Here is an 18,433-nt window from a genome sequence, read left to right as displayed (position 1 = left end):
ACCTGAAATCGCCACGATGGCGCACTATCTGCCCCATCCTGACAGACGGACGGACCTCGCGCCCCAGCACATGACCGCCAAACGCCTTCTCGCCGGCCTCTCGGCCGCCGCCCTCCTCTTCGTCGCCGCGCCGGCCTCGGCCCAGTCGTGGTTCGGCGGCCCGAACGATCCGCCCGCGCCGAACGCGCAGCCGGTGGCGGCCGGCAAGGGCGTGCCGCCCGGACAGCTCGATCCGGCCCAGCGCGCCACGCTCCAGCGGGTGAACGCCTATTTCAACTCGCTGACCAACGTGACGGCGAATTTCGAGCAGACCGGCCCGGACGGCTCGCGCGCGGTCGGCAAGCTCTATTTGTCGCGCCCCGGCAAGATCCGCTTCCAGTACGCCCCGCCGAGCCCGCTCGAGATCGTGGCGGACGGTAGCCAGGTGTCGGTGAAGAACCGCAAGCTCGCGACCCAGGAGCTCTGGCCGCTGAGCCAGACGCCGCTGCGCTTCCTGCTCGCCGAGAACATCGATCTCACCAAGAACACGAGCGTGCTCGGCGTCTACCAGGAGCCCGACCTCGTCTCGGTCGTGCTCGAGGAGAAGAACGCCATCGGCGGGCGGGCGCAGATCCAGCTGATGTTCTCGGGCAAGAACTACGAGCTCCGTCAGTGGACCGTCACGGACGCGCAGGGCATGGACACCTCGGTGGTTCTGACCGACGTCGCGCAGCAGGCCAAGCTCGACGACAACCTGTTCCGCATCGTCCAGCAGGGCCGCCGCGTGTCGCCCGGCGGGCGTCCGTAACGGGCTCTTAAGGGCGTCGCCGCAAGCTTCGATTGCAGTAAGTAGATTCACGTAGACGTGCGCTTGACGTTCGTCTTCGGAAGGGCCATCTCGGGATCGAGCGAGGCGCACAAGCCTGGGGGGCACTGCGTTCCCCCCGTCGCAGCCCCTGGGCGCGTCTCGTTTCCGCCGCTCCTCCGATCGGCGGGAGCGCCAAGCGCGCGAGACGCCCGGCTCACCCCCCGAGGGCCGGGCGTCTTTTATTTTGGGTCCCCGAAGCTCCATCTCGCCGTCGCGCCTGCGCAAAGCGCGGGTATCCACGACTTCGGCGGGCGTGAACGGTCAAAGTCGTGGATGCCCGAGACAAGCTCGGGCATGAGGAAGGCGACCCCGCGCCTTCCGGACCTCCGCCCCATGCCGCTTCGCCTCGCCACCTGGAACATCAATTCCGTGCGTCTGCGCATCGGGCTCGTGAGGAAGCTCGTCGACGAGCATTCGCCCGACGTCCTGTGCCTGCAGGAGACCAAGTGCCCGGACGACTCGTTCCCGATGAACGAGGTCAAGAAGCTCGGCTACGCCCATGTCGCGATGCACGGCCAGAAGGGCTACCACGGCGTCGCGACCTTCTCGCGCTATCCGTTCGTGACGACCGCCAAGGAGCGCTGGGCCGACAAGGACGACGCCCGCCACCTCGCCACGACCTTCGCCTCAGGGCCGCTCGAGGGCGTCACGGTGCACAATTTCTATGTGCCGGCCGGCGGCGACGAGCCTGACGCCGCGATCAATCCGAAATTCGCCCACAAGCTCCAGTTCGTGCGCGAGCTCGAGCAGTGGTCCGAGCGCATCTCGGAGACGGGCAAGCGCATCATGGTGGGCGACCTCAACATCGCGCCCCATGAGAGCGACGTCTGGAGCCACAAGCAGCTGCTCAAGATCGTCAGCCACACGCCGATCGAGACCGAGGGGCTGGACGCCGTGCTGCGCGCCGGCCGCTGGGTGGACGCGGTGCGCCGGCACGTTCCCCATCCCGAAAAGCTCTATTCGTGGTGGAGCTATCGCGCCGCCGACTGGGAGGCCTCGGACCGCGGGCGGCGGCTCGACCACATCTGGACGAGCGCCGACGTCGCCGAGCGCACGACAGGCGTCGAGACGCTGCGCGACGCCCGCGGCTGGGAGCGCCCGTCCGACCACGTGCCGGTGATTTTGACGGTGGGGTGAGAGGACGGCCGCGGCGTCTGCCTCCTCCTCCACCATCGCTGGCGCGATGGTCCCCCTCCTCCGCTTCGCAGAGGAGGATCAAGAGGAGCGTTGCAGTTCGTGCGCGGATCCTCCCCTGCGCGTAGCGCGGGGGAGGGGGACCATGCGGAGCATGGTGGAGGGGGCTGGCGCGCCGCTCAGCGCGAGGGCGCCCTGACCCTCAGGCGTATTTGCCGTGGCAGTGCTTGTATTTCTTGCCCGAGCCGCAGGGGCATTCGGCGTTGCGGGGCGTGTTCGCCCAGGTGGCCGGGTCATTCGGGTCGACGGCAGCCGACGCCTGGAAGCTCCCGCGCGCCGAAGCCGCCTCGAAGGCCGCGACCGCGTCGGCGAGCGCCATTTCGTTCTCGCCGGTGGTCGGATCCTGGTGGATCGCCTGCATCTCGGGCAGGTCGTCGTCGGCGAGCGGGGGCGGGGCCTGCACCAGCTCGACGCGCATCAGCTGCGCGGTCACGGTCTCGCGGAGCTTGGCGAGCATCGCCTGGAACAGCTCGAACGCCTCGGACTTGTACTCGTTCAGCGGGTCGCGCTGGGCGTAGCCGCGCAGGCCGATCACCTGGCGCAGATGATCGAGCGTCGCCAGATGCTCGCGCCAGAGATGATCGAGCGTCTGCAGCAGCACCGCCTTCTCGATCTGGTTGGTGATGTCCGGCCCGAACCGCTCGGCGCGCTCGGCGGCCGCGGCGTCCGCGGCCTTCATCAGGCGCTCGCGGATTTCCTCGTCGGCGATGCCCTCTTCGGCGGCCCACTCGACGACGGGCAGGTCGAGATTGAGGATCTCGCGCACGTCTTCCTGCAGCTCGGCCGTGTTCCACTGCTCCGGATAGGCGTTCTCCGGGATGTGACGGGAGACTATGTCGTCGATGACGTCATGACGCATCTCGGCGATCGGGTCCGAGATCGAGTCGGCGCGCAGGAAGTCGAGCCGCTGCTCGAACACCGCCTTGCGCTGGTCGTTCATGACGTTGTCGTACTTCAGCAGATTCTTGCGGATGTCGAAGTTGCGCGCCTCGACCTTCTTCTGCGCCTTTTCGAGCGCCTTGTTCACCCACGGATGGATGATCGCCTCGCCGTCCTGGATGCCGAGCTTCTGCAGCATGCCGTCGATGCGCTCGGAGCCGAAGATGCGCATCAGGTCGTCCTGAAGCGACAGGAAGAAGTGGCTGCGGCCGGGGTCGCCCTGGCGGCCGGAGCGGCCGCGCAGCTGGTTGTCGATGCGCCGGCTCTCGTGGCGCTCGGTGCCGACCACGAACAGGCCGCCGGCCTCCTTGGCGATCGCCTTCTTTTCCGCGATCTCGGCCTTGATGGCCTCGATGCGGGCCTGGCGCTCTGGACCTTCCTCGATCCCCTCGAGTTCGCGCTCGATGCGCATCTCGAGGTTGCCGCCGAGCTGGATGTCGGTGCCGCGGCCGGCCATGTTGGTCGCGATCGTGACCGCGCCCGGGAAGCCGGCGTCGGCGACGATGTGCGCCTCCTGCTCGTGGTAGCGCGCGTTCAGCACCTGATGCGGGATCTTGGCCTTGGTGAGCGCGTCGGAGAGCTGCTCGGACTTCTCGATCGAGGTGGTGCCGACGAGAATCGGCTGCTGGCGCGACTGGCAGTCGCGGATCAGCTCGATGATCGCGTTCTCCTTCTCGCGCGTCGTCCGGTAGACCTCGTCGTCGTCGTCCTTGCGGGCGACCGGCAGGTTGGTCGGGATCTCGATGACCTCGAGTCCGTAGATGTCGAGCAGCTCGTCGGCCTCGGTCATGGCCGTGCCGGTCATGCCGGAGAGCTTGTGGTACATGCGGAAATAGTTCTGGAAGGTGATCGAGGCGAGCGTCTGGTTCTCGGGCTGGATCTTCACCCGCTCCTTGGCCTCGAGCGCCTGGTGCAGGCCTTCCGAGTAGCGCCGGCCCGGCATCATGCGGCCGGTGAACTCGTCGATGATGACGACGTCCTCGCCGCGGACGATGTAGTCCTTGTCCTTCTGGAACAGCTTGTGGGCGCGCAGCGCCTGATTGACGTGGTGGACCACCGTGACGTTCTCGACGTCATAGAGGTTGTCGCCCTTCAGCAGCCCGGCCTCCTCGAGCATGCGCTCGATGTGCTCGTTGCCGGCCTCGGTGAGCGTGGCGGTGCGCTGCTTCTCGTCGACCTCGTAGTCGTCCGGCACGAGATGGGGCACGAAATCGTCGACCGCGAGATAGAGGTCCGAACGGTCCTCCATCGGGCCGGAGATGATCAGCGGCGTGCGGGCCTCGTCGACCAGGATGGAGTCGACCTCGTCCACGATCGCGTAGGCGTGGCCGCGCTGGACCATGGCGCGGACGTCGTACTTCATGTTGTCGCGCAGATAGTCGAAGCCGAGCTCGTTGTTGGTCGCGTAGGTGACGTCGCAGGCGTAGGCGTCGCGGCGCTCGTCGTCGTCCATGCCGTGGACGATCACGCCGACCGACAGGCCGAGGAAGCCGTGGACGCGGCCCATCCAGCCCGAGTCGCGCTGGGCGAGGTAGTCGTTGACGGTGACGACGTGCACGCCCTTGCCGTCGAGCGCGTTGAGATAGGTGGCGAGCGTCGCGACGAGCGTCTTGCCCTCGCCGGTCTTCATCTCGGCGATGCGGCCTTCGTGCAGCGTGATGCCGCCCATCATCTGGACGTCGAAATGGCGCTGGCCGAGCACGCGCTTGCCGGCCTCGCGGACCGTGGCGAAGGCGGGCACCAGAAGCTCGTCGAGCGTCTTGCCGGCCGCAAGCTGCTCGCGGAACTCGGAAGTGCGCGCGCGCAGCTGTTCGTCGGTGAGCGCCGAGACCTCGGGCTCGAGCGCGTTGATGGCCGCGACGCGCGCGCGCATCGCCTTGATCATGCGCTCGTTGGATGAGCCGAACAGACGTCGGGCGAGACCGCCGAACATGAGGCTGAACCTTTCTCGATGGACCGGAATTCGCGCGGGGAAAGCCCTGGCTTCCCGGCCACGCGCGCTTCTAACGGCGCTAAAAACCCCGAAATCCGTTCGATTTTGAGGCGCTTTTCGCCGCCCTGAAACCAGCGCACGAGATAAGAGTGGGCCGCAGGCTTGTCAATCCGAGGCGTTTCGGACAGTGTCCCGCCCCCTCAGGCCGCAATCACGGCGCGAAAGGTTAGAGTTTCATGGCAATTTACGACCTGAAGAACTCCCGGCCCCTGAGCCTCGGGATCGCGATCGTCGCAGGTCTCGGCCTTTCGTCGGCCGCTTTCGCCCAGACTCCGCCGCCCGCCGCGGCCGCCGCGGAGGCGCCCGCCAAGCCAGAGGCCAAGCTCGATCCCTCGACCGTGCTCGCCAGGATCGACGGCGCGGAGATCACCGCGGGCGACGTCGAGGTCGCGAGCGAGGACCTGCAGCAGTCGATGTCGTCCATGTCCGAGGACCAGCGCCGCGACTACGCGCTCAACTACCTGATCGACCTCAAGCTCGCGGCCAAGAAGGCCGAGGCCGACAAGCTCGGCGACAGCCCCGAGTTCAAGAAGCGCGTCGCCTATCTTCAGGAGCGCGCCCTGATGGAGGAGCTGCTCCAGAAGGAGGCCAAGGCCGCCGTCACCGAGGACCGGCTGCGCAAGCTCTACGACGACACCGCCAAGAACCTGAAGCCCGAGGAAGAGGTGCGCGCGCGCCATATCCTCGTGAAGACCGAGGACGAGGCCAAGAAGGTCGAGGAGCGGCTCGCCAAAGGCGAGGACTTCGCCAAGATCGCCAACGACGTCTCGACCGATCCGGGCTCCGGCAAGCAGGGCGGCGACCTCGGCTTCTTCGGCCGCGGCCAGATGGTGCCGGCCTTCGAGGAGGCCGCTTTCAAGCTCGAGCCCGGCAAGGTCTCCGCGCCGATCAAGACCCAGTTCGGCTTCCACGTCATCAAGCTCGAGGAAAAGCGCACCCGTCCGGTGCCGCCGTTCGAGCAGGTGCGCCCGCAGATCGAGAACTACGTGGTGCGCACCGCCCAGCAGGACCTCGTGCTGAAGCTGCGCCAGGACGCCAAGGTCGAGCGCACCGAAGCCGGCAAGCCGTCCGCTCCGCCCGTGCCGCTGCCGGGCGCCGAAGCCCCCGCGGGCGGCGCCACCTCGGCCCCTCCGCAGTAAGCCTCGCCGTCTGAGAGGGGAGCGCCTGCCCCCTCCACCATGCTCCGCATGGTCCCCCTCCCCCGTCCTGCGGACAGGGGAGGATCGGCCCACGGCGGCCCGCGCTTCTTTCTGATCCTCCTCTGCGTTAGCGGAGGAGGGGACCACCCGAAGGGTGGTGGAGGAGGCCGGCGCGACGCTTCGCGGAAGCGCAAGATGCGATCTCCACTCTCCGCCGCGATGGCGAGGGGTAAAATCGCAACGCGCTCGGCGATCCGCGGCGTTTGCCCATCTTGCGAGCCGCCCGCCTTTCGCGCTACGACCAAGGTCGGAAGCCGCGCCGCCTCCGCGGGCTTTCGCAATCCCGCGTTTTTCGGCCTCCGCGTTTCTTAGCCCCATGACCCAAGAGCTCTTCCGCCGTCCCACGCGCCGCGGCGCGCTCTCGCTCGCCGGCGCGGCCGCGTTGGCGACGCTCGGAACGGGCCGCCTGGCCGCCCAGCAGCCGGCGCCCTCAAGCTTCGGCTTCGACGACGTGCTGCGCCGCGCGCGCGACCTCGCCTCGCGGCCTTACGATCCGGCCTTCCGCGAATTGCCGGAAGAGCTGCAGAAGCTCACCTTCGACCAGTATCGCGACATCCGCTTCCGGCCCGAAAAGGCGCTGCTCTCGCAGGGCGGCGGTCCGTTCCGGATGCAGATGTTCCATCCGGGCTTTCTCTATCGGCGCCCCGTGGTCGTGAACGTCGTGCGCGACGGCAATTCGCAGCCCGTTCCGTTCTCCGCCTCGCTGTTCGACTACGGCCAGAACAAGTTCCAGAAGCAGCTGCCGGTCGATCTCGGCTTCGCGGGCTTCCGCCTGCATTTTCCGCTCAACGAACCCAAGGTGCTGGACGAGCTCGTCTCCTTCGTGGGCGCGAGCTATTTCCGCGTGCTCGGCCGCGGACAGGTCTATGGCATCTCGGCGCGCGGATCGCGGTCAATTGCGGCGGCCCGGGCCCGGAGGAATTTCCGATCTTCCGCGAGTTCTGGATCGAGGCCCCGGCGCCCAACGCTGAGCGCGTCACGGTCTACGCGCTGCTCGACGGGCCTTCGCTCGCGGGCGCGTTCCGCTTCACGATCTATCCCGACGCCGAGACGGTCACGGACGTCTTCGCCACGCTGATCCCCCGCACGGCGATCGCAAAGCTCGGGATCGCGCCGCTGACCTCGATGTTCTTCTACGCCGAGAACCAGCGCCGCCACTTCTCGGACTTCCGCCCCGAGCTGCACGACAGCGACGGCCTCGCGCTCCAGACCGGCGGCGGCGAATGGGTGTGGCGCCCGCTCAGGAACCCGAAGACGCCGCAGATCTCGTCTTTCTGGGACAAGAACCCGAAGGGCTTCGGGCTCATGCAGCGCGACCGGCTGTTCGAGCACTATCAGGATCTCGACCTCGCCTATCAGCTGCGTCCGAGCTACTTCGTCGAGCCGCACGGCGACTGGGGCGAGGGCCATGTCGAGCTCGTCGAGCTTCCGACCGACGACGAGACCAACGACAACATCGTGGCGTTCTGGACGCCCTCCGCGCCGGTCGAGGCGGGGCGCGAGCTCTCCTTCGGCTACCGGCTGCGCTCGATGTCGCTCGACTCGCGGCTTCACCCCGGCGGGCGGGCGGTCAACACCTATCCGACCCGCGCCGCCGCGCTCGGCTCGGCCGAGCCCGTGCCCCCGGGCATGCAGCGCTTCATCGTCGATTTCTCAGGCGGCGACCTCGCCTATTATCTCGGCGATCCCTCGCGCGTGCAGGTCATGCCCTCGACCTCTTCGGGCGCGATCAGCCGGACCTTCGTCACGCCGAACGCCAAGATCGGCGGTTTCCGCGTCGCGATCGACGTCCAGGCCGACACCGGCCGCACCATGGAGCTGCGCGCCTTCCTCAAGGCCGACGGCCGCACGCTGACCGAGACCTGGACGTTTCCCTACGCGCCGGAGAATGCGGGGTAGGGCCGCGCGACGCCTGCCGCCTCCTTCTCCCGCGTGCGGGAGAAGGGAACGAGGGCGCGTCGCTCACCCCCGCGCGACCGCCACGCCTTTGATCATCGCGTGCACCACCTTGCCCGGCGCAAGGCCGAGCTCGTCGATCGAGCGGCGGGTGAGCTCCGACTTCAGCACCGCGCCGCCGACGTCGACGGTGACGGAGGCGTAAGGCCCCGCGCCGCGCTTCACGCCGCGGATCACGCCCGGCAGCACGTTGCGCACCGAGGTCCGCGAGGGCGGGTCGAGCGACAAAGCGACGTCGCGGGCGAGCAGGCGCACCCGCGCCGCGTCGCCCACAGCGCCGAGGACGCCCGGCGCCCAGATCCGATGGGCGCCGAGCGCAAGGCCCGTCAGCTCGAAGCGCTCGTCGATCTCGGCGATCGCCGCCTCGACCGTCACGCCGTCGAGAAAGCGGTCGCCGGCGCTCGACAGCCCGGCCGCTGCGATCGCCGCCTCGACGGGACCGGAGGCGGTCACGCGGCCGGCGTCCAGCACCACGAGGTTTTCAGCAAGCCGCCGCGCCTCTTCGAGCGCGTGCGTGACATAGACCACCGGGATCTCGGCGCCGGCCACGATGGTTTCGAGGAACGGCATGATCTCGGCCTTGCGCTCGGAGTCGAGCGCTGCGAGCGGCTCGTCGAACAGCAGCGCGCGGGGCCCGGAGAGCAGCGCGCGCCCGATCGCGACCCGCTGGCGCTCGCCGCCCGAGAGCGAACGGGGACGGCGCGACAGCAGGTGCGAGACGCCGAGCGTCTCGACCACGAGGTCGAAATCCGGCGAGGCCGCCCCGCGGCGCTTGCGGCCGAACATCAGGTTGGATTTGACGGAAAGATGCGGGAACAGCCGGCTGTCCTGGAACACGCAGCCCACCCGACGCTTCGGCGGCGCGAGATTGATGCGGCGGCCAGCGTCGTAGAGCGTCGTTCCGTCGAGCGCGATGCGGCCATCGTCCGGGCGATTGAGGCCGACGATCGCGTCGACAAGCGTCGATTTGCCGGCTCCTGACCGGCCGAGCACCGCGGTGACGCCCGAAGGGGCCTCGATCGCGACGTCGAGCGAGAAGTCGCCGACGTTGCGGCGGATATCGACGGAAAGGGTCATTGCGCGCGCCTTCGCGCGGAACAGCGAGGGCGGAGGCGCGACGTCTCCGTCCCCTCCCCTTGCGGGGAGGGTAAGGGTGGGGGTGGTTCAGAATGGACCGCCAACGTTGCGCGTCGAGCGACGTCGCGGGCGTCGCCCTTTCCGGAGCCACCCCCACCCCCGACCCCTCCCCGCAAGGGGGAGGGGGGAAGGGCGCACATTTCAGTCGAACTGCCCTCATCCCGAGATCCGCGTCGAGAGCCGGCGGGCGAGGATCTCGGACGCCACCAGCGCCGCAAGCGAGAGCGCGATCGCGACCAGCACCAGCCGTCCCGCCGCCTCGTCGCCGCCCGGCGTCTGGGTCAGCGTATAGATCGCGGCCGGAAGCGTGCGGGTCTCGCCCGGAATGTTCGACACGAAGGTGATGGTGGCGCCGAACTCGCCGAGCGCCTTGGCGAAGGCCAGCACCAGCCCCGCCAGAACGCCGGGCAGGCTCAGGGGCAGCGTCACGGCGAGGAACACGCCGATGCGCCCCGCGCCGAGCGTTGAGGCCGCCTGTTCGAGGCGCCGGTCCACGGCCTCGATCGACAGGCGGATGGCCCGCACCATGAGCGGAAAGCCCATCACGCCCGCCGCGAGCGCCGCGCCCGTCCACTTGAACGAGAAGGAGAGGCCGCAGCAGTCGAGCAGCGGCTTGCCGAAGATCCCCTGCCGGCCGAAGGCGATCAGCAGCAGGTAGCCGGTGACGACGGGCGGCATCACCAAGGGAAGGTGCACCAGCCCGTCGAGCAGCGTCTTGCCCCAGAATTTCCCGCGCGCGAGCGCGAAGGCGATCACCACCGCGAAGGGCAGGCTTGCGAGCGTGCCGATGCTCGCGACCACGAGGCTGAGCCGGACGGCCACGAGGTCGTCCGGCTCGAGGCCCAGCGTTGCGGCGATCGCTTCCAGCGGATCAGTTCCCGGCGAGCACGGTGAAGCCGGCTGCCTCGAACACCGCCTTGGCCTTGGCCGAGGAGAGATACTTCAGGAAGGCGTCGGCGCTCGCGCTCGTGGCGCTCTTGAGCTTGGCCGCCGGGTAGACGATCGCCGGGTGGCTGTCGGCCGGGAAAGTGCCGACGATCTTCACGCCTTTGTCGGCGGCCGCATCCGTCTTGTACACGACGCCGAGCGGGGCCTCGCCGCGCGAGACGAGAGCCAGCGCCGCGCGCACGTTTTCTGCGCCCGCGACCTTGGCCGAGACTTGTGTCCACACGCCGAGCTTCTCGAGAGCGGCTTTGCCGTATTTGCCGGCCGGCACCGAGGCGACTTCGCCCATGGCCAGGCGACCGTCGCCGAGAAGGCCCGCGATGTCGACGCCGGGCTTCAGGTCGACGTCGCCCTTCGACCAGTCGGTCGCGGCGACGAGCACCAGCTTGTTGCCCAGGAGGTCGGAGCGGGAGGCCGGGTCGATCAGATCCTTCTGCGCGACATAGTCCATCCACGGCACGTCGGCCGAGATGAAGAGATCGGCGGGGGCCGCCTGCTCGATCTGCTTGGCGAGCGCGGAGGAGGCGGCGTAGCTCGACTTCACCTCGACGCCGGACTCCTTGGTCCAGTCCTTGGCGATCTGGTCGAGGGCGTTCTTCAGCGAGGCGGCGGCGAAGACGACCACGGGGGCCTTGGCGTCCTGCGCGACAGCGGCGAGCGGGGAAAGGGCGAGCGCGCCGGCGACGGCGATGCTCGTGAACAATCTGCGAGTGAAGGACATGGCGCGATACGTCTCCGCGCCGCGAGTCGGCCCCGCGGCTTTTGTCGGCTGGACGTCGCGCCCGGCCTCCATCGAGGCGTCGAGATCGGCGACGAGCGGATGACCGCCGTCAGCGGCGGAGGAACGCCGCGGAAAATGCCCGAGCGCAGGCCTGCGGGCAAGGTGGGATGCAAGGGATTTGAGGAGACGAGACGTCAAACGCGACGCGCTCGTCGTCCCCCGGCTCGTCCGGGGGATCCACGCCGGATCATCGTCCGCCGAGCTCCCCGGAAAAGCGGACGCCCCGGACAGGCCGGGGCATGACGACGCTAGGCCCGAGACAGGTCGGGCGCGGCGTTAGCGCCGCAGTCCCGGCGCCTCACTTCTCGACGAAGGCCTTTTCGATGACGAAGTGGCCTTGTTCGCCGTGGTTTCCTTCCTCGTAGCCGCCGTCGACGAGGAGTTGGCGGGTGTCGCGGATCATGTCGGGCGAGCCGCACAGCATGAAGCGGTCGTTCTCGATCGACATGTTCGGCAGGCCGACGTCCTCGAACAGCTTTCCGCTCGTCATCAGGTCGGTGATGCGGCCGCGGTTGCGGAACGGCTCGCGGGTCACGGTCGGATAGTAGACCAGGCCGCCCGAGATCATCTCGCCCAGAAGCTCGTCCCTGGGCAGCGTCTCGGTGATGGTCTCGCCATAAGCGAGCTCGTTGACCTGCCGGCAGCCGTGCACCAGCACGACCTTCTCGAAGCGCTCGTAGGTCTCCGGATCCTTGATGATGGAGAGGAATGGCGCGAGGCCGGTGCCGGTGCCGAGCAGGTAGAGGTTCCTGCCGGGAAGCAGGTTGTCGAGCACGAGGGTTCCAGTCGGCTTCCGGCCGATGAGGATGGGGTCGCCGACGTTCAGATGCTGGAGGCGCGAGGTGAGCGGCCCGTCCGGCACCTTGATGGAGAAGAACTCGAGCTCCTCGTCGTAGTTCGCCGAGACGACCGAATAGGCGCGCACCAGCGGGCGGCCCTCGACCTCGATGCCGATCATGGTGAACTCGCCGTTGCGGAAGCGGAAACGACGGATCGCGCGTGGTGCGGAACGAGAACAGCGTCTCGGTCCAGTGATGCACATGCGTCACGCGCTCTTCGAGATATTTGCTCATTCGCGAGGTCGTCCCGCTCGGTCGACGGAACGGCGGGCCGCTGCGTCGGGATAAATCACATCTAAAGAGGTGGATATATCTCAATTCACCTGACGGGCGCGATATAAGGCATTTCTGGCGGTATTCCAAGCGCATTCCCTGCAACGCCGCGTTGTCGGCGCTGCAGGGCGCGAGGTTGGGGGCTCAGGTCGCGGCGGGCAGTTCTGCCTCAGCATTCCGCGATCACGCTCCAGCTGACGCCGAAGCGGTCCGTCACCATGCCGAAGCTCGCCGCGAAGAAGGTCTTGCCCAGCGGCATCAGCACCGAGCCGCCCTCGGCGAGCGCGTTGAAGGCGCGTTCGGCGGCGGCGACGCCGTCGACGTTGAGCGCGAGCGAGAAGCCCGAGAAGCTGGCGGGGGTCGGATCGCAGCCGTCGGAGATCAGCAACCGGCTGCCGCCGACGATCAGCGAGGCGTGCATCACCTTGCTCTCGAACCCCTCGGGGACCACGCCGGGCGGCGCCGGGTCCGGGCTCTCGTTGAAGCGCAACAGCATTTCGCGCGTCGCGCCGAGATGGGTTTCGTAGAAAACGATCGCCTCTTCGGCGCGGCCGTTGAAGAACAGGTAGGGCTCGAGCTTCATGTCGGGTCTCCTTCGACGCGGATGTGTCATCCGAAGGACGATCGGAGCGTGACGATCCCGACAGGGGCGTAAAAAATTCGCGGCGCCCGTTGGACGCCCGACCCTCGGCCCGTCATCCCGGGTTCGACCCGGGATCCAGAACCACAAAGCGCCGCGAAAAATCTGCGCCGTCGTGTTCATGGATCCCGGCTCTTCGGCCGGGGCGACGGCGGCGGTTCCTGAGTCCGAGAGGCGAAGGTCTCGTCCTCAGCCTTCCTCGGCCTGCGCGGCCGCGCGCCAGCCGATGTCGCGGCGGCAAAAGCCGTCGGGCCAGTCGATCAGGTCGACGGCGGCGTAGGCGTTCATCTGCGCCTCCGCGGCGTCCGCGCCGAGCGCGGTGACGGCCAGAACCCGGCCGCCATTCGCAAGCAGCCGGTCGCCGTCGCGTCGGGTGCCGGCGTGGAACACCGAAACGTCGTCGCGCGCCTCCGCCGCCTCGAGGCCGCGGATCTCCGACCCCTTCTCGTAAGCGCCCGGATAGCCGTTCGCCGCGAGCACCACGGTGAGCGCGGTCTCGTCGCGGAAGCGCGGCGCGACGCCCGCGAGCTTGCCGTCGACGGCCTTCTGGAGAAGCTCCAGCAGATCGTCCTCGAGCCGCGGCAGCACGACCTCGGCCTCCGGGTCGCCGAAGCGCACATTGTATTCGACGAGCCGCGGGCCGTCCGGGCCGATCATCAGCCCGGCGTAGAGGAAGCCGACGAAGGGCTGGCCGTTTTTGGCCATGGCGGCGACGGTCGGGCGGACGATCTCGGCCATGGCCTGCTCGGCCAAAGCGGGGCTCAGCACGGGCGCAGGGCTGTAGGCCCCCATGCCGCCGGTGTTCGGGCCCTTGTCGCCGTCATAGGCGCGCTTGTGGTCCTGCGCGTCGCCGAGCACGACGGCGGTGGTTCCGTCGACGAGCGCGAACAGGCTCGCCTCCTCGCCGGCCATGAACTCCTCGACCACGGCTTCGCCGCCCGCGCCGTCGGAGAAGATCGCGTCGACGGCGGCGTTCGCCTCGTCGATCGTTTCGGCCACCACCACGCCCTTGCCGGCCGCGAGACCGTCGGCCTTCACCACCACCGGCGCGCCGAAGGCCGCCACCGCTGCGCGGCCCTCTTCGGCCGTCCGGCAGCGCCGGAAGCCGGCGGTCGGGATGTTCTCTCGGGCGCAGAGCTCCTTGGTGAAGGCCTTGGAGCCTTCGAGCTGCGCCGCCGCCGCGGTAGGGCCGAACGCCGGGATGCCGGCCTCGTCGAGCCGGTCCACGACGCCTGCGACGAGCGGCGCCTCTGGGCCGACCACCACGAGGTCGACGCCCTCGTGTTTCGCCAGCGTCACGATGCCGTCGATGTCGTCGACCTGGACCGGAAAGCATTCGGCCAGCGCCGCGATGCCCGGATTGCCGGGCGCGGCGATCAGCCTCGTGAGCTTCGGGCTCTTCTTGAGCGAGGCGGCGAGCGCATGTTCGCGGCCGCCCGAGCCGAGGAGAAGGACGATCATATGAAAAAGGGCCCCTGGCTCGAATGAGACGGGGCCCTTCTATCGACGTTCCGCGCCGGACGAAACCGGCGGCCGGCGATTACGCCTCGACGATGACCTTGCCCTTCATCATCGGGTGCGGGGTGCAGATGTAGCTGTACTCGCCGGCCTGGTTGAACTTCACCGTGTAGGTGTCGTTCAGGTTCAGCATCTTGCCCTGGGCGCCCGGCTTGCCCTTCATCGGCCCGTTGCGGAAGTGGACGTTGTGCGCCATGCCGTCGTCCTTGTTGGTCCAGGTGATGCTCTCGCCGACCTTGACCTTCACCTCGGGCGTGCCGAAGGCCATGTTCTGGATGGTCACCTGCTCCTTGCCTCCGGCTCCTTCGACGACTTCCGCGGGCGGGGTCTCCTGGGCGAGGGCGGTTTTCGGGGCGATGACCACGGCGGCCGCGGCGAGGCCGGCGGTCGCGAGAAACATGCGCCGGTCGAGGGCGGGCAGGGCGTCGGCGGTGCTCATGGCGCTTCCTTGTTCTTGATGAGGTCCGGCCGAGAGGCTCCGCGGGCGCACGACGGCGTTCGACCGCCGCATGAGCGGCGCTCCGCGGGAACGGGACGGATCCGATCTCTAGGTTTCGTCGGCCGATCGAACCGACAAGCGTCGGATATATACGAAAAACCCGGCGAACAAGCGTCCGCCGGCTCTCCATCGAAGAAGTGATGATGTTCGAGTTCGAATGATTTCGAACTGAAACTTGGAATCGGTATAAAATTCGGCGGATTTACTCGACCACGACCTTGCCCTTCATGGTCGAGTGCAGTGTGTCGATATACTCATACGTGCCGCTCTGGGCGAACCTCACCACATAGGCGTCGCCTACGTTGAGCGTGCGCCCTTGCGCGTTGGCCGCGCCTTTCGCTGGGCCGCGGCGGAAATGGACGTTGTGGGTCGCGCCGTCGGCGTTCACCCATTTGACCGCCTGGCCGACCTTCACCTTGACCTCCGGCGTCGAGAACTGGGTCGCCTCGATCTTGACTTCAGGCGCGTCGGCGGGCGGCGGGCCTTTCATGATCTCGATCGGCGACGCCTGGGCGGCGATCGGGGCCGCGACGAGGAGCGCCGCGAGAGCTGGCATGCGCATCTGAGCCTCCTTTCGGAAGGTTTTTGCTCTGTTTTCAACGTTTTTGACGGCGAGGCGTTCCCCCATGGGCTCGCGCCCGCGCCCCGGCGCCGCTAAGTTCCCGCGCGTGATCGAGGAATCGCGCCCATGACGACGTCGCCGACCGCGCTTTCGAACGCGCCCGAACTCTCGGTCTCCGAGCTCTCGCAGTCGCTCAAGCGCACGGTTGAGGACACGTTCGGCTATGTGCGGGTCCGCGGCGAGATCTCCGGCTATCGCGGTCCGCATTCCTCGGGCCACGCCTATTTCGCGCTGAAGGACGAGGGCGCGAAGATCGACGCGGTCTGCTGGCGCGGCACGTTTTCGAAGCTGAAGTTCCGGCCCGAGGAGGGCATGGAGGTGGTGGCGACGGGCCGCCTCACCACCTATCCCGGCAAGTCCGCCTACCAGATCGTGGTCGACGCGCTGGAGCCGGCGGGCGTCGGCGCGCTCCTGGCGCAGCTCGAGGAACGCCGCCGCCGCCTCGGCGCCGAGGGCCTGTTCGCCGACGAGCGCAAGAGGCCCTTGCCGTTTCTTCCCGAAGTCGTCGGCGTCGTCACCTCGCCGACCGGCGCGGTCATCCGCGACATCCTCCACCGCCTCGCCGAGCGATTTCCGCGTCGTGTGCTGGTCTGGCCGGTTCGCGTGCAGGGCGAGACCGCGGCCGAGGAGGTCGCCGCCGCGATCCGCGGCTTCAACGCGCTGGCGCCCGGCGGCGCGATCCCTCGGCCCGACGTGCTGATCGTCGCCCGCGGCGGCGGCAGCCTCGAGGACCTGTGGAGCTTCAACGAGGAGATCGTGGTCCGGGCGGCGTTCGAAAGCGCGATCCCGCTGATCTCCGCGGTCGGCCACGAGACCGACACGACGCTGATCGACTTCGCCTCCGACCGCCGCGCCCCGACCCCGACAGCGGCCGCCGAAATGGCGGTGCCGGTGCGCGCCGATCTTCTCGCGACGACCGCCGATCGCGGCGCGCGGCTGAAGTCCGGCATCCTGCGCGGCCTCGAGGCGCGTCGGGTGGAGCTGCGATCGGCCTCTCGCGCCCTGCCGACGCTGGAGGCGCTGGTCCAGATTCCCCGGCAACGGCTCGATCATGCGGCGGCCCGGCTCGGGCCCGCGCTCGCCACCAACGCAGGCCGCCACCGGGCGCGGCTTGCGGCGGCTGGCGCGCGGCTGTCGCCGGTGACGCTGCGGGGCCGGATCTCCGCGGCGCGCGAGCGCGTCGACGCTCTGGCGACCCGCGCCGAGCGCGCCCGCCGCGCGCTGCTTGACAAGCGCCGCGCCGAGCTCGACGGGCTGTGGAAGTTCGCCGAAAGCCTCAGCTACGAGCGGGTGCTCGATCGCGGCTACGCGCTGGTGCGCGGCGTCGACGGCTCGCTCGTGCGCCGCGCGTCCGAGATCGACGCCGGACAGCCGCTCTCGCTGGTCTTCGCCGACGGCGAGGCGCAGGCGGTCGCGACCGACGGCGCCGCTCCGCCGCCTCAGCGCCCGGCGAAGCGCAAGGCGGAGGCGCAAAAGACGGAGCCGCCCCGTCAGGACGACCTGTTCGGCTAGAGTTCGATCCGCGAAACAAAAAGGCCCGCCGGAGGGCGGGCCTTCGAAGCGGGGCGAGCTGCGCCCTTACTGGGTCGCGACCTCGTAGGCGATCGCCGACGAGGCGATCGATGAGCCCCAAACGACGAGCGCGGTGCTGGTTCCCATCGACGGCACGGCGAGCAGCGCCCCGACGCCCGCCACCGCGAAACCGAGCGCCGCGCCGTAGATCGCGTCGTCGCTGACGCCTCCGCCGACAAGGTCGAGCTCTTCGGCCGTGAGTTCGCGCTTCATCTGAAACTCCCCGATGGTCACGCGGCCGACCGGTTCGACCGCTTGAGTGATCGACTGATCACAACACGGGGCGGACATGTCGACAAGCAACCGGGACGCGTGGCGTCCCGGTTCGCAGCGGCGCGGTTTCGTTGGCGGTCAGGGCCGTCTCAGTACCGGGTATGCCCGCCGAGGTGCCGGCGCAGCAGCCGCACGTTGCGGCGGTTGGCCTTCACGGCGAGGTCGAACACGGGCCCGACCACGGGGATCGAGCCCACCACCGCGTCGAACGCGACGTTGCCGACCATCTGGACGAGCGTCCCCCTGGACGCGCCGAGCTCGTGCGCGCGCTTGATCATGTAGGCCGAGATCAGCGCGGTCGACAGGCTGCCGGCGACCGGAACCACGGAGGCGACGGCGTCGAGGCCGAAGCGCCAGCCGGTTCCGGGGATGCGCCAGCGCGAGTCGAGCATGTCGGCGATCCGCTCCAGATGCTGGAGCGTCGCCTCGCGGTCGTCGACGTGGAGGCGGCCTGCGAAGCCGCTTGCTGTGGCGTTCATCGTCTCAGGAGCACCCAAATGGCGTGGATCTGACCGGGCACGAGCCCGCAGATGGTGAGGATGATGTTGAGCCAGAAATGGAGTCCAAGGCCGACCCGTGTGAACACCGCCACCGGCGGCAGGAACAGCGCGAGCAGGATCTGAACGACGGTCATTCGGCGAAGGCCTCCTTCGGGCGCGGGTCATGCGCCGTCTCCGGCGGTGAACGTCGTGCGAAGGCTTTCGTTCACGCCCCGGATATGGGGACGTCCCGTCGCTCGCGGAAGAAGGCGCGCAAAAGTTCGGCGGAGTCGCGCTCCAGGAAGCCGGGATAGACCTCCGGCGCGTGATGGCAGGTCGGCTGGTCGTAGAGGCGAACGCCGGACGTGACGGCGCCGCCCTTCGCGTCCTCGGCGCCGAAATAAAGCCGCCGGATGCGCGCGAACGAGATCGCGCCGGCGCACATCGGGCAGGGCTCCAGCGTGACGTGAAGGTCGCAGCCGACAAGCCGCTCCTGGCCGAGCGCCTCGCACGCCATGCGGATGACGAGCACCTCGGCGTGCGCGGTCGGGTCGTTCATTTCGCGCGTGCGGTTGCCGGCCGCGGCGATCAGCGCGCCGTCCTTCGTCACCACTGCGCCGATGGGCGCCTCGCCCCGCGCGGCCGCCGCGCGGGCCTCCTCGAGCGCGATCTCCGGCGTCCTGTCAGCCTTGTGCGTCTCGGCGCTCGTCAACGTGATCCCGCCATG

At 68.7% G+C, this 18,433-nt stretch carries 17 protein-coding genes and 2 pseudogenes; 6 read left to right on the top strand and 13 right to left on the bottom strand.

What is annotated here, in order from left to right; genetic code table 11:
• Window positions 1-16 precede the first annotated feature (16 nt).
• Together K6K41_RS09695 and xth are read left to right on the top strand one after the other, a co-directional pair.
• Window positions 17-787 carry an outer membrane lipoprotein carrier protein LolA gene (locus K6K41_RS09695; RefSeq protein WP_261404865.1) on the top strand — a complete coding sequence of 257 codons (771 nt, stop codon included), beginning with the start codon at window positions 17-19 and terminating at the stop codon, window positions 785-787.
• A 393-nt stretch (window positions 788-1,180) separates the two neighbouring features.
• The gene (gene xth / locus K6K41_RS09690; protein ID WP_261404864.1) at window positions 1,181-1,984 is read left to right on the top strand and encodes an exodeoxyribonuclease III; all 804 of its coding nucleotides are present in this window, start codon (window positions 1,181-1,183) and stop codon (window positions 1,982-1,984) included.
• A gap of 199 nt (window positions 1,985-2,183) precedes the next feature.
• Here xth and secA read toward each other — a convergent pair whose 3' ends face one another.
• Window positions 2,184-4,913 (bottom strand): preprotein translocase subunit SecA, encoded by a 2,730-nt coding sequence (gene secA / locus K6K41_RS09685; RefSeq protein WP_261404863.1) that lies wholly within the window; start codon window positions 4,911-4,913, stop codon window positions 2,184-2,186.
• A gap of 236 nt (window positions 4,914-5,149) precedes the next feature.
• Here secA and K6K41_RS09680 point away from each other — a divergent pair, with 236 nt between their 5' ends.
• The 3 genes and pseudogenes from K6K41_RS09680 to K6K41_RS29395 all read left to right on the top strand — a co-directional run bounded on the left by K6K41_RS09680 (window position 5,150) and on the right by K6K41_RS29395 (window position 8,071).
• Window positions 5,150-6,112: a peptidylprolyl isomerase gene (locus tag K6K41_RS09680; protein ID WP_261404862.1), complete on the top strand. Its 963-nt coding sequence runs from the start codon at window positions 5,150-5,152 to the stop codon at window positions 6,110-6,112.
• 376 nt (window positions 6,113-6,488) lie between these two features.
• A pseudogene (locus K6K41_RS29400) lies at window positions 6,489-6,998 on the top strand (glucan biosynthesis protein); the annotation flags it as partial.
• Between the two features lie 59 nt (window positions 6,999-7,057).
• Window positions 7,058-8,071 carry an OpgD/OpgG family glucan biosynthesis protein gene (locus tag K6K41_RS29395; RefSeq protein ID WP_315855216.1) on the top strand — a complete coding sequence of 338 codons (1,014 nt, stop codon included), beginning with the start codon at window positions 7,058-7,060 and terminating at the stop codon, window positions 8,069-8,071.
• A gap of 63 nt (window positions 8,072-8,134) precedes the next feature.
• Here K6K41_RS29395 and modC read toward each other — a convergent pair whose 3' ends face one another.
• From modC to K6K41_RS09635, 8 genes and pseudogenes are all read right to left on the bottom strand, one after another.
• On the bottom strand, window positions 8,135-9,205 hold the full coding sequence (gene modC / locus K6K41_RS09670) for a molybdenum ABC transporter ATP-binding protein (protein WP_261404861.1): 1,071 nt from the start codon (window positions 9,203-9,205) through the stop codon (window positions 8,135-8,137).
• Between the two features lie 216 nt (window positions 9,206-9,421).
• Window positions 9,422-10,123, bottom strand: coding sequence for a molybdate ABC transporter permease subunit (gene modB, locus K6K41_RS09665; RefSeq protein WP_261405689.1), 702 nt, complete (start codon window positions 10,121-10,123; stop codon window positions 9,422-9,424).
• Between the two features lie 13 nt (window positions 10,124-10,136).
• Window positions 10,137-10,931, bottom strand: a complete 795-nt coding sequence (modA, locus tag K6K41_RS09660) for a molybdate ABC transporter substrate-binding protein (protein WP_261404860.1) — start codon at window positions 10,929-10,931, stop codon at window positions 10,137-10,139.
• A gap of 358 nt (window positions 10,932-11,289) precedes the next feature.
• Window positions 11,290-12,064: pseudogene (locus K6K41_RS09655) on the bottom strand (ferredoxin--NADP reductase).
• 208 nt (window positions 12,065-12,272) lie between these two features.
• Window positions 12,273-12,686 (bottom strand): VOC family protein, encoded by a 414-nt coding sequence (locus K6K41_RS09650; protein ID WP_261404859.1) that lies wholly within the window; start codon window positions 12,684-12,686, stop codon window positions 12,273-12,275.
• Between the two features lie 246 nt (window positions 12,687-12,932).
• Window positions 12,933-14,204, bottom strand: a complete 1,272-nt coding sequence (gene purD, locus K6K41_RS09645) for a phosphoribosylamine--glycine ligase (RefSeq protein WP_261404858.1) — start codon at window positions 14,202-14,204, stop codon at window positions 12,933-12,935.
• Between the two features lie 79 nt (window positions 14,205-14,283).
• Window positions 14,284-14,700 carry a cupredoxin domain-containing protein gene (locus K6K41_RS09640; protein WP_261404857.1) on the bottom strand — a complete coding sequence of 139 codons (417 nt, stop codon included), beginning with the start codon at window positions 14,698-14,700 and terminating at the stop codon, window positions 14,284-14,286.
• Between the two features lie 262 nt (window positions 14,701-14,962).
• Complete coding sequence (locus K6K41_RS09635; RefSeq protein WP_261404856.1) at window positions 14,963-15,322, bottom strand: plastocyanin/azurin family copper-binding protein; 360 nt, start codon at window positions 15,320-15,322, stop codon at window positions 14,963-14,965.
• Window positions 15,323-15,448: 126 nt separating this feature from the next.
• Here K6K41_RS09635 and xseA point away from each other — a divergent pair, with 126 nt between their 5' ends.
• Window positions 15,449-16,894: an exodeoxyribonuclease VII large subunit gene (xseA, locus tag K6K41_RS09630; RefSeq protein ID WP_261404855.1), complete on the top strand. Its 1,446-nt coding sequence runs from the start codon at window positions 15,449-15,451 to the stop codon at window positions 16,892-16,894.
• A 66-nt stretch (window positions 16,895-16,960) separates the two neighbouring features.
• Here xseA and K6K41_RS09625 read toward each other — a convergent pair whose 3' ends face one another.
• The 4 genes from K6K41_RS09625 to K6K41_RS09610 all read right to left on the bottom strand — a co-directional run bounded on the left by K6K41_RS09625 (window position 16,961) and on the right by K6K41_RS09610 (window position 18,418).
• Window positions 16,961-17,167 (bottom strand): hypothetical protein, encoded by a 207-nt coding sequence (locus K6K41_RS09625; protein WP_261404854.1) that lies wholly within the window; start codon window positions 17,165-17,167, stop codon window positions 16,961-16,963.
• A gap of 149 nt (window positions 17,168-17,316) precedes the next feature.
• Window positions 17,317-17,706 (bottom strand): DUF4112 domain-containing protein, encoded by a 390-nt coding sequence (locus tag K6K41_RS09620; RefSeq protein ID WP_261404853.1) that lies wholly within the window; start codon window positions 17,704-17,706, stop codon window positions 17,317-17,319.
• Window positions 17,703-17,861, bottom strand: coding sequence for a YqaE/Pmp3 family membrane protein (locus K6K41_RS09615; RefSeq protein ID WP_261404852.1), 159 nt, complete (start codon window positions 17,859-17,861; stop codon window positions 17,703-17,705). Before K6K41_RS09615 ends, K6K41_RS09620 begins: the two co-directional genes overlap by 4 nt.
• 71 nt (window positions 17,862-17,932) lie before the next feature.
• Complete coding sequence (locus tag K6K41_RS09610; RefSeq protein WP_261404851.1) at window positions 17,933-18,418, bottom strand: nucleoside deaminase; 486 nt, start codon at window positions 18,416-18,418, stop codon at window positions 17,933-17,935.
• Between the last annotated feature and the right edge of the window lie 15 nt (window positions 18,419-18,433).

This window comes from Chenggangzhangella methanolivorans, assembly GCF_019797865.1.
Taxonomy (GTDB): Bacteria; Pseudomonadota; Alphaproteobacteria; order Rhizobiales; family Methylopilaceae; genus Methylopila; species Methylopila methanolivorans.
The sequence above is the reverse complement of the archived record's forward strand: the minus strand, read 5'-3'. Positions and strand labels throughout refer to the sequence as shown.

Bases quoted from the DNA above. Each gene is read 5' to 3' on its own strand.
- K6K41_RS09695 (WP_261404865.1), top strand. From the start codon at position 17: ATGGCGCACTATCTGCCCCATCCTGACAGACGGACGGACCTCGCGCCC.
- xth (WP_261404864.1), top strand. From the start codon at position 1,181: ATGCCGCTTCGCCTCGCCACCTGGAACATCAATTCCGTGCGTCTGCGC.
- secA (WP_261404863.1), bottom strand. From the start codon at position 4,913: ATGTTCGGCGGTCTCGCCCGACGTCTGTTCGGCTCATCCAACGAGCGC.
- K6K41_RS09680 (WP_261404862.1), top strand. From the start codon at position 5,150: ATGGCAATTTACGACCTGAAGAACTCCCGGCCCCTGAGCCTCGGGATC.
- modC (WP_261404861.1), bottom strand. From the start codon at position 9,205: ATGACCCTTTCCGTCGATATCCGCCGCAACGTCGGCGACTTCTCGCTC.
- modA (WP_261404860.1), bottom strand. From the start codon at position 10,931: ATGTCCTTCACTCGCAGATTGTTCACGAGCATCGCCGTCGCCGGCGCG.
- K6K41_RS09650 (WP_261404859.1), bottom strand. From the start codon at position 12,686: ATGAAGCTCGAGCCCTACCTGTTCTTCAACGGCCGCGCCGAAGAGGCG.
- purD (WP_261404858.1), bottom strand. From the start codon at position 14,204: ATGATCGTCCTTCTCCTCGGCTCGGGCGGCCGCGAACATGCGCTCGCC.
- K6K41_RS09640 (WP_261404857.1), bottom strand. From the start codon at position 14,700: ATGAGCACCGCCGACGCCCTGCCCGCCCTCGACCGGCGCATGTTTCTC.
- K6K41_RS09635 (WP_261404856.1), bottom strand. From the start codon at position 15,322: ATGCGCATGCCAGCTCTCGCGGCGCTCCTCGTCGCGGCCCCGATCGCC.
- xseA (WP_261404855.1), top strand. From the start codon at position 15,449: ATGACGACGTCGCCGACCGCGCTTTCGAACGCGCCCGAACTCTCGGTC.
- K6K41_RS09625 (WP_261404854.1), bottom strand. From the start codon at position 17,167: ATGAAGCGCGAACTCACGGCCGAAGAGCTCGACCTTGTCGGCGGAGGC.
- K6K41_RS09620 (WP_261404853.1), bottom strand. From the start codon at position 17,706: ATGAACGCCACAGCAAGCGGCTTCGCAGGCCGCCTCCACGTCGACGAC.
- K6K41_RS09615 (WP_261404852.1), bottom strand. From the start codon at position 17,861: ATGACCGTCGTTCAGATCCTGCTCGCGCTGTTCCTGCCGCCGGTGGCG.